The sequence below is a fragment of the Brachybacterium sp. p3-SID957 genome, assembly GCF_025144775.1.
GTDB lineage: Bacteria > Actinomycetota > Actinomycetes > Actinomycetales > Dermabacteraceae > Brachybacterium > Brachybacterium epidermidis.
Genome location: NZ_JALXKT010000017.1, coordinates 39,574 through 50,863, shown reverse-complemented (window position 1 = coordinate 50,863; position 11,290 = coordinate 39,574). Strand labels below are relative to the sequence as shown.

Sequence of the window (11,290 nt, the reverse complement as noted above, 5' to 3'; positions counted from 1 at the left end):
CTCCCGCCTCCTGTGACCCCGTCATCTGCCGCGCCGGCTCCTCCCGGGCGCCCCGGCTCCTCCCGGGCGTCCCGACGCGCGGACGCGTCCCATTCTGCCGACGCTCGCTCAGGAATTCTGCCCGAGAACCCAGGCACGATGCGCCGGGCCCCCGCCCACGCCAGTGCAAGAACTTGCGAAACCCTGTCCTGAAGGGTTCGCGAGCGCGGACGACTCTCCAGCAGTCGGCACAGATCGTTGCAGGCCACAGAAGATCAAAGCCATGATGACGAGTGGGAGAATCTTGCAAGGAATGTGCAAGAGTCCCGGCGTACCTCGGGTACGGTGGACCCATGAAGTCCATCTCCACCATCACGGTCGCCTCTGACCTCCCCGCCGCCCTCGAGCCTCTGCGGGAACTCGCCTACAACCTCCGCTGGACCTGGCGTCGCCAGACGCTGGACCTCTTCACGCGGCTGGACGCGAAGGCCTTCGCGGACAGCGGCCAGAACCCCATCGCCATGCTCTCCCAGGTCTCCGCGGGCCGCCTCGCCGAGGCCGCGCGCGACGAGACCTTCCTGGCGCGCATGCGCGCCGAGGTGGGGGACCTGAACACCTACCTCGACTCCGGCCGCTGGTTCCAGCGCACCGTCCCCAGCACCGGGGCCCCCACCCCCGCTGTCGCCTACTTCTCCATGGAGTTCGGGATCTCGCCCACGCTCCCCATCTACTCCGGCGGCCTGGGCATCCTGGCCGGCGATCACCTGAAGTCCGCCTCGGACCTCGGCGTGCCGATGGTCGCCATCGGCCTGCTGTACCAGTGGGGCTACTTCTCCCAGTCCCTGGACCGCGACGGCTGGCAGCAGGAGAACTACAAGCACAACGACACCGCCACGCTCCCCGTCCAGCCGGTGCAGGGCAAGGACGGCGAGCAGCTCACCGTCACCCTCACCCTGCCCGGGCAGCGCGAGGTCGCCGTGGCCGTGTGGTGCACCCAGGTGGGCCGGATCCCCCTGCTGCTGCTGGACACCGACCTGGAGGTCAACGACGCCGAGGCCCGCGAGATCACCGACCGCCTCTACGGCGGCGACCACGAGCACCGCATCCTGCAAGAGATCGTGCTGGGCATCGGCGGCGTGCGCGCCGTGAAGGCCTACAGCGAGGCCACCGGCTTCCCCGCCCCGCAGGTGTTCCACCTCAACGAGGGGCACGCCGGCTTCTCCGGCCTGGAGCGCGTGGGCCAGCTGATGGGCGAGGGCGCCTCCTTCGCCGAGGCCGTGGCCGAGGTGCGCGCCGGCACCGTGTTCACCACCCACACCCCGGTGCCCGCCGGCATCGACCGCTTCGGCGCGGAGCAGCTGCGCAGGTACCTCGACGCCGACGCCGCGGGCACCTCCCGCCTGATCCCCTCGCTGCCGGTGGAGGCCGCCCTGGCCCTCGGCATCGAGAACGGGACGGACATCTTCAACATGGCGCACCTGGGCTTCCGCATCGCCCAGCGCTCCAACGGCGTGGCCAAGCTCCACGGCGCCGTCTCCCGCGGCATGTTCCGGGAGCTCTACCCCGGCTTCGACGTGCCCGAGGTGCCGATCGGCTCGGTCACCAACGGTGTGCACCGCCGCACCTGGACCTCCGGCCCCATGGACGACCTGTACAAGAAGGCCATGGGCGACGTCGACATCTCCTCGATGAGCGACTGGAGCGCCCTGGCCTCCCTCACCGACCACGACCTGGGCGAAGCGCGCGACACCCTGCGCGCGGAGCTGGTCACCATGGCCCGGGCGCACGTCAAGCAGTCCTGGCTGCGCCGCGGCGCCGACGAGGCCGAGCTGGCCTGGACCGACCACATCCTTGACCCCGGCGTGCTGACCATCGGCTTCGCCCGACGCGTCTCCACCTACAAGCGCCTGACCCTGATGCTGCAGGACCCGGAGCGCCTCAAGCGGATCCTGCTGGACCCGGATCGTCCGGTCCAGATCGTGATCGCCGGCAAGTCCCACCCCGCGGACCGCCCCGGCAAGGAGTTCCTGCAGCAGATGGTGCGCTTCACGGACCAGCACGGGGTGCGCGACCGCATCGCGTTCCTGCCGGACTACGACATCCGCATGGCCGAGGTGCTGATCGCCGGCTCCGACGTGTGGCTGAACAACCCGATCCGCCCGGAGGAGGCCTCCGGCACCTCCGGCATGAAGGCCGTGCTCAACGGCGGGCTCACCTTCTCCATCTCCGACGGCTGGTGGGACGAGATGAAGGACGACGAGTCCGGCTGGACCATCCCCACCGCCGAGGTCGAGGACCGCGGCGAGCGGGACCGCATGGAGGCCGAGGCGCTGTACGAGATCCTCGAGAACAGCATCGTGCCGCTGTTCTACGAGCGCGATGCGCGCGGTCTGCAGCGCGGCTGGATGACGAAGGTGCGCTCCTCCCTGGTGAAGGTGGCACCGCAGATCGTGGCCGCCCGCATGGTGCGCGACTACGTCACCGACCTGTACCTGCCGGCCGCCCGCGCCGCGGGTGCCTTCAGCGCCGATCCCGCGCTGGCCGGTGAGTTCGCCTCCTGGAGGACGCGGGTCGCCGAGGTGTGGCCGAAGGTCTCCGTGAGCGACGTGCGCCTCGAGGGCGGCCGCGGTGCCACCGTGCCCACCGGCGCCGAGGTGGCCCTCTCCGCAGACGTCCAGCAGGCGGGCCTGCGCGATGAGGACGTGCTGGTGGAGGCCGTGATCGGTCCGGTGGATTCCGACGGTGAGATCATCGACGGGCGCCTGGTGCCGCTGCAGCGCGGGGAGGACGGCCGCTGGGCGGCTCGCTTCGCCCTGGCTCATCCCGGTACCGTCGGGTACACCGTGCGGGTCACCCCGCAGCATCCGGTGCTCGCATCCCGCGCCGAGCTCGGGCTGGTCACCACCGCCTGAGCCGCCCGCCCCGAGGAAGGACCCCGCCCCGTGCCCACTCGTCGCCAGCTGCTGTTCACCGCTGCGACGGGGATGGCCGGGATCGGGGTCCTTCCCGCATGCTCCCCGGGCGGGCAGTCCGCGCCCGAGCCCACCGACGCCCTGCGCCTGCGGGTGTGGGACGAGCAGGCAGCCGGGGTGTACGAGAAGGCGCTGGTCGCGTTCACCGAGTCCACCGGCATCGAGGTCGAGGTCCAGGTGGTGGGCTGGGAGACCTACTGGAGCCAGCTGCCGCTGGACGCGGCCGAGCAGTCCCTGCCGGACGTGTTCTGGATGAACACCGCCCACCTGGACCAGTACCTGGGCGGCGACCACCTGGTGGAGGTCGGGGCGGTGGCGGGCGAGCTCGCGGCGCAATGGGAGCCGGTCGCGGCGGACCTCTACCGCCGCGAGGACGGACTGTGGGGCGTTCCCCAGCTGTGGGAGCAGTCCGTGCTGGTGGTCAACCGTGCTCTGGTCGACGCCGCCGGGGGACTGCCCGGGGACCTGCGCTTCGACCTGTGGGCCGAGAGCGACCCGCTGCGGGATCTCGCCCTGGCCCTCACCGTGGACTCCGAGGGGCGCCGCGCCGGGGAGGAGGGCTTCGAGCCGGCCACCCGGCAGGTGACCGGGTTCAGCGCGCATCCCGACCGTACCGCCGTGCTGGGGCCCTTCATCGCCGCCTCGGGCGGCACCTGGCAGCACGAGGACGGCACCTTCACCTTCGCCTCCGAGGCCGGTGTGGCCGCCGTGCGCTACCTGGCCGGGATGGCCGGCGCTCACCTCGCTCCCACCGGCGCGGAGACCACGGCCAAGCCCGGCCTGTGCCGTGAGCTGTTCACCCAGGGATCACTGGGGCTGCTGCAGACGGGCACCTACGACCTGCGAGTGCTGGTCGAAGGCATCGACGGCGCCTTCGCCTGGGACCTGCATCCCGTGGTGGCCGGCCCGGAGGGCACCCGGCCGCTGGTGCACGCGATCGCCGCGGTGGGCCGCACCGTCACGAGCGAGGAGCGCACCGCGGAGATCGCGGAGCTGCTGACCTGGCTGGGCGGCATCGACGCGCAGCGCCCCCTGGCCGAGGCCCGACTGGGGATCCCCGCCCACCGTGATCTGCGCGGTGCGTGGCATAAGGCCTGGAGTGGCGCCGGGGTCGACACCACCGTGATCGGTCCGGCACCGGAGAACACCGCCCGCCCGGAGCACGGGCTGCGCTCGGCCGAGGGCACCTCGGCGGCCCTGCCGATCATCGGCGAGGTGTTCCGCGGCGAGGCCGATGTGAACGAGGCCATGGCCCGCGCTCAGGACGCCGCCAACGAGGCCGCCGGCTGATCAGCCCTGCTGCTTGACCCGGATCATGCCCTCCTGGGTGACGGTCGCGACCAGATTCCCGGCGCGGTCGAACAGCTGGCCCTGGGTGAGGCCGCGGCCACCGGAGGCGGAGGGGGAGCGCTGCACGTACAGCAGCCACTCGTCGGCCCGCACGTGGCGGTGCCACCAGATGGCGTGGTTGATGGTGGCCAGGCGCAGCCCCGGCGTCATCCAGCTCAGGCCCTGACGGCGCAGGATCGGCTCGAAGGGCGTGTAGTCGCTGGCGAAGGCCAGGATCGCATCGTGCACCAGCGGTGCGGCGTCGATCGGGTCCAGGGTGCGCATCCACAGCAGCTGGGTCTCGGTGCCCGCGGCGTCGGGCCCCAGGTAGATCGGGTCGGTGACGTGCCGGATGTCGATCGGCCGCTGCGTGGACCAGTACTTCGCCACCGGGTGCTCCAGTCCCGCCAGCACCTCCGCCGTGGTGGGGAGGTCCTCGGGCCCCGGCGCCTCCGGGGCGCGCTCCTGATGCTCCAGGCCCTCCTGCTGCTCCTGGAAGGAGGCGGTCATCGCCAGGATCGTGCGGGGCCCGCCGCTGCCGGACTCGTCGGCCCCGTCCTCGCCCTGGCGGGCGGGCTGGGTGGCCAGCACCCGCCGCACCGAGAAGGAGCCGCCGTCGCGCAGCGTGTCCACCTGGAAGCGGATCGGGTGGGAGGGATCACCGGGCGCCAGGAAGTACGAGTACATCGAGTGGATGCGCCGGCCCTCGGGGACCGTGCGGCCCACCGCCGTCACCGCCTGGCCCATCACCTGGCCGCCGAACACGTGACCGCCCGGCTGCGGAGAGGAGTCCCCCTCGAAGGAGGCCACCGTGGCCGGGGTCGCCACCGCTGGGTCCGCCTCAACCTCCCGCAGGTCCAGCAGGTCCAGCAGGGCGGCGGACGGCGAGGGGTCTGTCTGGGGCATGGGGTGCTCTCCTGGGACGGCGGCGCGGGACCGGATCATGCTACTCAGGTTGTCCGGGGCAGGTCAGACCCGGGTACGACGGCCCGGTGGCGCAGATCGGTCCCGAAAGCGATGCGACACCGAGGGCCGGCTGCCAGCATAGTGGGCATGCAGGCGACCACCCCTTCTCCCTGGGCCGGTGCTGCGCCGGTCGCGCAGCCGGCTGCGCCTTGAGACAATGAGGCCGTGGCTCATCTTGATATCGACGTCGCCGTGCGCTGGACCGACCTGGACGCGTACGGGCATGTGAACAACGCTGCGATGGTGCGGCTGCTGGAGGAAGGCCGTATCGCCGCCTTCTGGCAGCCCACCGCCGAGGAGATCGCCCTGGGGGCGCCCGACTCACCGGCCGCGCTCGGCTCGGCCGGTGTGGGTGCGGAGATCAGCACCGTGGTGGCATCCCAGCGCATCGAGTACGTCGCGACACTCGGGCACCGCCGCGAAGGGGTGATCGTGCGCCTGTGGGTCTCGCGTCTCGGCGGCGCCAGCATGGATGTGGACTACCTGGTCCTGACCAAGGACGATCCGGACGGCGAACGCCCGGTGACCCGCGCCCGCACCGTGATGGTCACCATCGACGCCACCACCGGCGCGCCCGTGCGCCTGGGGGACGAGGTCCGGGAGCGACTGGAGCGCTACCGCGCCGAGCCGCTGACCTTCCGCGGCTGACGGGCCGACTCCCGGACTCGGCGCGCGCTCACTCCAGATGGCCGGGGACGGCCTGGCCCGCCATCGGTGCCTGTCCGCCGTCGACGGTGTTGACCAGGGAGTGGGCGGCACGGTCGAGGTAGTCCCACAGGGTCTGCTCGTGCAGGGGGGACAGCTCGAGGGAGTCCACCGCATCGCGCATGTGGCGCAGCCAGGCGTCCCGGGCCGCGGGGGAGACGGGGAAGGGGGCGTGCCGGATCCGCAGGCGGGGGTGTCCGCGCGTGGCCCCGTAGTCCTTGGGCCCGCCCCAGTACTGCACCAGGAACATCCGCAGCCGGTCCTTCGCGCCGGTGAGCTCCTGCTCCGGGTACATGGGGCGCAGCAGCGGGTCCTCCGCCACGCCCTCGTAGAAGCGGTCCACCAGGCGCACGAAGGTGTCCTCGCCGCCGATCTCCTCGTAGAAGCTGCTCATGGGGTCCTCTCAGCCCTTCTGGGCGACGTCGCTGAAACGGGGCAGGGCGAAGCTCACGCCCGCCTCCCGGAAGGCCGCGGTGATGCGCCGGCGCAGCTCCTGCTCCGCGCCCCACTGCTCACCCGGGGCCACCTGCACCAGCACCCGGCGCTGCACGCGGGAGCCGTCCACCCCGAGGATCCCGCTGATGGTGGCATCGCCCTGGACCACGTCCACCCAGGCGGGATCGGTGGTGAATTCCGCGGTCACCTGCTCCAGCACCTCGGTGACCTGCGTGTTGTCGGATGCGGGATCCAGATCCAGCAGCACCACGGCATTGGCGAAGCCGCGCGACATGTTGCCGATGCGGATGATCTCGCCGTTGCGCACCGTCCACAGCACCCCGTCGACGGAGCGCACCTGCGTGACCCGCAGGTTGATCTCCTCGACGGTGCCGGTGGCGTACTCCAGATCCACCACGTCGCCGACGGCCACGATGTCCTCGAACAGCATCACCACGCCCGCGACCACGTCCTTGATGATGGTCTGGGCGCCGATGCCGGCCGCCAGCCCCAGCACGCCGAGGGAGGCGATCACCGGGGCGATGTTCACCCCGATCTCCGAGAGCACCATCACCAGTGCCACTGCCCAGATCGACATCGAGGCCACGTTGCGGGCCACGTTGGAGAGGGTCTCGGCGCGCTGAGCCCGACGTGACTGAGCGGCCATGAGGGCCCTGCGGTCACGCTTGACCACGAAGCCGGCCGTACTGGTGAGCTTCGAGGAGCCCTCGATCATGGTCCGGAAGAAGCGGCGCAGCAGCCAGCTGGCCGCCGCGCTGAGCAGCGCAGCGACCAGCAGGATCACCACGATCCGCACACCGCTGGTCAGCATCCAGTGCCACAGGCGGTCGGCGAGATCCAGGGCGTCCTCGGCGGGAGGTGAGGCGAACAGATCCATGCCCCCGACGATAGCGCCGGGGGCATGGCCTGTCGGACCCGGTCTCAGTCGACGTCGGCCCCGCGCACCCGCACGGCCCGGGCCACCGTGTCGCGGCCCTCCACCACCACGCGGCGCAGACCGAAGGGGGCGTCCTCATGGTCGGCCAGCCAGCCATCGGCGCGATCCAGCACGGAGCGGTCGCCGTGGGAGTCCGGGAAGTAGCCCTGGGCGAGGCGGTTGGCGATCTCGTTGGAGCGCCTGTCCCACACCTTCTGCAGCATCGAGAAGTAGCGCTCCTGGTAAGGGACGATCAGCGCCGGATCCAGCACCCGGTTGAAGCCCTGCACCACGGCGGTGAGGGACTCGTTGGGCAGCTCGTCCTGCTCGACGGTGAGGCGCCACGCCTCGGACTTCGCCTCCGCTGTGGGCTGAGCCGCCTTCGCGGTCATGGCGCTCTTGCGGCCGGACTGGGTGTCGTCCTTCGCCAGCACCTCGTCGATACCGGCGGCATCGATCCCACCCAGGGCCGACAGGGCGATCACCAGCTTCCAGCGCAGGTCGGTGTCGATCGTGCGCCCCTCGAGTGTGCGGGAGCCGTCCAGCAGGCCCGCGAGGACCTCCCGGTGCTGCTCGGTGGAGGCCAGGCGGGCGAAGGCCTCCAGGAACTGCAGCTGGGCATCGGAGCCTGCCGGGGCCGAGCCCGCCAGCTCCCACAGGGCGTCGGCGGCCCCGGCGGTGCGGGCGGCGCGGTCGCCCTCGGCGGCGTAGCGGCCCGCCACCGTCTCCAGCTGGCTGAGCAGGGTGCGCACCACCGAGGAGGACTCCTCGCGGTCGATGTTGGTCAGCACCAGCTGCTGGAAGCGACGGCTGGGCAGCTCGGCGTCGCGCACCATGTCCCAGGCGGCCGACCACAGCAGCGTGCGGGCCAGCGGATCGTCCAGGTCCCGCAGGTGCTCCATCGCGACCTCGAGGGAGCGCGGATCCAGACGCACCTTGGCGTAGGTCAGATCGCCGTCGTTCAGCAGCCACAGATCGGCGCGCTTGCCGGTCAGCTGCGGCACCTCGGTGAGGGGACCGTCCACGTCCAGCTCCACCTCGTGGGTGCGCACCAGGGCATCTTTCTCGAGGCTGAAACCGCCCACCCGCAGACGGTGCGGGCGCAGCGTCGTGTGCTCCGCCGGTGCCTCCTGGGCGATGGCGAAGCGGGTGAGGGTGCCGTCGGCCTCCTGCTCCAGCACGGGGCGCAGGGTGTTGACCCCGGCGGTCTGCAGCCACAGCTGCGACCAGGAGGCGAGCTCGCGACCGCTGGTGGCCTCCAGCTCGACCAGCAGGTCCTTCAGCTCGGTGTTGCCCCAGGCGTGCGTGCGGAAGTACGCCCGCAGCCCCTCGAAGAACGCCTCCTGGCCCACGTAGGCCACCAGCTGGCGCAGCACCGAGGCGCCCTTGGCGTAGGTGATGCCGTCGAAGTTGGTCTCGACCGCCTCCAGGTCCACCATGTCGGCGACGATCGGGTGGGTGGAGGGGAGCTGGTCCTGGTTGTACGCCCAGGCCTTCTCCGACACCGCGAAGGTGGTCCAGGCATCCGTCCAGCGGGTGCGCTCGGCGCTGGCGAGGGTGGAGGCGTACTCGGCGAAGGACTCGTTCAGCCACAGGTCGTCCCACCAGCGCATCGTCACCAGGTCGCCGAACCACATGTGCGCCAGCTCGTGCAGGATGGTCAGGTCGCGGCGCTCACGGATCGCGTCGGAGACGTCCGAGCGGAACACGTACGACTCCACATAGGTGACGGCGCCCGGGTTCTCCATCGCGCCCATGTTGTACTCCGGCACGAACACCTGGTCGTACTTGGGGAACGGGAAGTCGCAGTCGAAGGACTCCTCGTAGAAGTCGATGCCGGCCCCGGTCACGTCGATCACGTTCTGGGCATCGACGTGCTCGGCCAGCGAGGCCCGGGCGTACACGCCCATGGGGATCTCCCGCCCGTCGCGGGTGCGCCAGCTGCCCTCGCCTCCCTGGTAGTTGCCGGCGATCAGGGCCATCAGGTACGTGGAGATCCGCTCGGTGGGGCCGAACTCCCAGGTCGCGACGGTGCTGTCCTTCTCGGAGACCGTCGGCTCAGGCGTGGGGGCGATCGAGATGACCCGCCAGTGGGCCGGTGCGGTCACGGTCAGCTGGAAGGTGGCCTTGAGGTCCGGCTGCTCGAAGCACGCGAACATGCGGCGGGCGTCCGAGACCTCGAACTGGGTGTACAGGTACACCTCGTCGTCCACGGGGTCCACGAAGCGGTGCAGGCCCTCACCGGTGTTCATGTAGATGCCGTCGGCCAGGATCCGCACCGTGTTCTCGCCCTCGGTCAGGGCCGGCAGCTTCACCCGGGCGCCGTCGAAGCGGGAAGCGGCATCACTCAGCAGCTCGCCGTTGAGCTCGATCTCGTGGACGCGCTTGGCGATGAGGTCCACGAAGGTCTCGCGGGCCTCGCTCGCGGTGAAGCGCAGCGTGGTCTCGGTCAGGAAGGTCTCCGGCCCCTGCGTGAGATCCAGGCGGATGTCGTAGGAGTCGGTGGTGAGGAATGCGGCGCGACGGCGCGCCTCGGTGCGGGTGAGGTTCTCGGATGACATGGCCTCCATCCTGCCACCGACATCTCAGCCGCCTGTTCAGAACCGGCCAGGGAATGGCGGGACGGTCATGAATCGTCACGGTCGACGTGCCAGGCGGCGGTGGTGAGGGTCGCGGCCAGGCGGGGTGACCGCGACGGCACTGCCGCCGTACCCGCCCGTCACCGCCGGGTGGTCAGGTCCAGGTCCCACTCGTAGTGCTCGGGGAGCTTCGGGATGCCCCACTTCGGGTCCGGGAAGAAGTACTCGTACCCTGCGGAGAACGGGTAGGTCCAGCGGGCGATGTGCTCCTCGGCCCGGCGGCCCGCCTCTCGGATGCCCTCGATCTCCTCGGCGCTGAAGTAGCCGGTGCGCTCAGCACCCTCGAGCTCGTCCTCGTCCTTGTAGTGCCAGTCGCGCCGCGGCAGCACCACCAGGTCCAGCACCAGGTCCCGCGTGCGCAGGCCCTCCTCGGTGCGCTCGTACGGGGTCTCGAGGTTGATGTAGTAGCAGCCCAGGGAGCCGTCGTCCTTGTAGAACAGCCACACCGAGTACGGCAGGCCCGGCAGGCCGATCATCAGGATGCCGTTGCCGGTCCACAGCTGCTTGGACTGCACGCGGGGGGCGGTGAACATGCCTTCGTCGCCGGCGCGCCGCAGCGCCGCCCCGGATTCGAGCACCGGCAGCAGCACCTCGGTGCCGGGGGCGATCCACACCACCACGCCGCGGTCGTCGTCCAGCACCACGGTGCCGGGGCGGACGGTGTGCGTGGGGTGCTGGGGGGTGTAGTAGGTCCAGGTCACCTGGTCGCCGGGCGACCAGCGGTGGTTGCTAGGCATGATGGGTTCCCGACCGGATCGGCCCCCGTGGACGCCTCGGATCGACCGGTCACCGGTCCGCTGCTTCACTGCCCGCGAGGGGGAAGGTGTATGGGGCGACCATACCCCGCCTCCCCGCAGGCGTCCCGCTGCCGCGCCGGATCAGCGCGGCCGCAGCTGGGTGACCAGGGGGCAGTGGACATCCGCGGGCGCGGGCGGTACGTCGGTCAGCCCAGAGCCAGCAGCGCCAGCACCAGAGCGAGGGCACCGGACAGCCCGGAGATCGTCAGCAGCACGATGCCGGCACCCGCTCCCCTGCGCGGGCGGTCCGCGGCGACGGCCGAGGGTCCCGCACGCTGCGGGAGCGTGGCGTCGGCCCCCGGCTCAGGGGCAGGCGGCGGCGTCCCCGGGTGCCACAGCGCAGCGGGGTGCCGCTCGGGGTTCACGCGGGTGGGCTCGTCCACGAACGCATCGGTGGAGGCCTCCTGCGGATCAGGTGCCTGGGCGGGGATGGACCCGGTGCGGGCGGTGATCCGCTCGTGCAGGCCGGGAGCGATACCCGCAAGGTCTGCGGGCCTGGGGGCGCCGGCGACGCTGATCAGCGGGCACAGC

At 71.3% G+C, this 11,290-nt stretch carries 9 protein-coding genes; 3 read left to right on the top strand and 6 right to left on the bottom strand.

Features of this window, described 5'->3' with window-relative positions; translation table 11 throughout:
- The first annotated feature begins 332 nt into the window (after nt 1–332).
- Together glgP and M3B01_RS05735 are read left to right on the top strand one after the other, a co-directional pair.
- Nucleotides 333–2,891 carry an alpha-glucan family phosphorylase gene (gene glgP / locus M3B01_RS05740; protein WP_259790142.1) on the top strand — a complete coding sequence of 853 codons (2,559 nt, stop codon included), beginning with the start codon at nt 333–335 and terminating at the stop codon, nt 2,889–2,891.
- Between the two features lie 30 nt (nt 2,892–2,921).
- Nucleotides 2,922–4,241, top strand: a complete 1,320-nt coding sequence (locus tag M3B01_RS05735; protein ID WP_259790140.1) for an ABC transporter substrate-binding protein — start codon at nt 2,922–2,924, stop codon at nt 4,239–4,241.
- Here the strand turns inward: M3B01_RS05735 and M3B01_RS05730 are convergent, their stop codons facing one another.
- Entirely contained in the window at nt 4,242–5,186 is a 945-nt protein-coding gene (locus tag M3B01_RS05730; protein ID WP_193865855.1) for an acyl-CoA thioesterase II, read from the bottom strand.
- A gap of 225 nt (nt 5,187–5,411) precedes the next feature.
- On the opposite strand from M3B01_RS05730, the gene M3B01_RS05725 reads away from it, so the two are divergent.
- Nucleotides 5,412–5,894 (top strand): thioesterase family protein, encoded by a 483-nt coding sequence (locus M3B01_RS05725; RefSeq protein ID WP_259790138.1) that lies wholly within the window; start codon nt 5,412–5,414, stop codon nt 5,892–5,894.
- Between the two features lie 28 nt (nt 5,895–5,922).
- On the opposite strand, the gene M3B01_RS05720 is transcribed toward M3B01_RS05725, so the two are convergent.
- From M3B01_RS05720 to M3B01_RS05700, 5 genes are all read right to left on the bottom strand, one after another.
- Nucleotides 5,923–6,345 (bottom strand): globin, encoded by a 423-nt coding sequence (locus M3B01_RS05720; protein ID WP_259790136.1) that lies wholly within the window; start codon nt 6,343–6,345, stop codon nt 5,923–5,925.
- A gap of 9 nt (nt 6,346–6,354) precedes the next feature.
- On the bottom strand, nt 6,355–7,284 hold the full coding sequence (locus M3B01_RS05715; RefSeq protein WP_259790135.1) for a mechanosensitive ion channel family protein: 930 nt from the start codon (nt 7,282–7,284) through the stop codon (nt 6,355–6,357).
- 44 nt (nt 7,285–7,328) lie between these two features.
- Nucleotides 7,329–9,884 carry an aminopeptidase N gene (gene pepN / locus M3B01_RS05710; RefSeq protein ID WP_259790134.1) on the bottom strand — a complete coding sequence of 852 codons (2,556 nt, stop codon included), beginning with the start codon at nt 9,882–9,884 and terminating at the stop codon, nt 7,329–7,331.
- Nucleotides 9,885–10,042: 158 nt separating this feature from the next.
- The gene (locus M3B01_RS05705; protein WP_193865850.1) at nt 10,043–10,699 is read right to left on the bottom strand and encodes a DUF402 domain-containing protein; all 657 of its coding nucleotides are present in this window, start codon (nt 10,697–10,699) and stop codon (nt 10,043–10,045) included.
- A gap of 206 nt (nt 10,700–10,905) precedes the next feature.
- Nucleotides 10,906–11,142, bottom strand: a complete 237-nt coding sequence (locus M3B01_RS05700; RefSeq protein WP_259790131.1) for a hypothetical protein — start codon at nt 11,140–11,142, stop codon at nt 10,906–10,908.
- Nucleotides 11,143–11,290 lie beyond the last annotated feature (148 nt).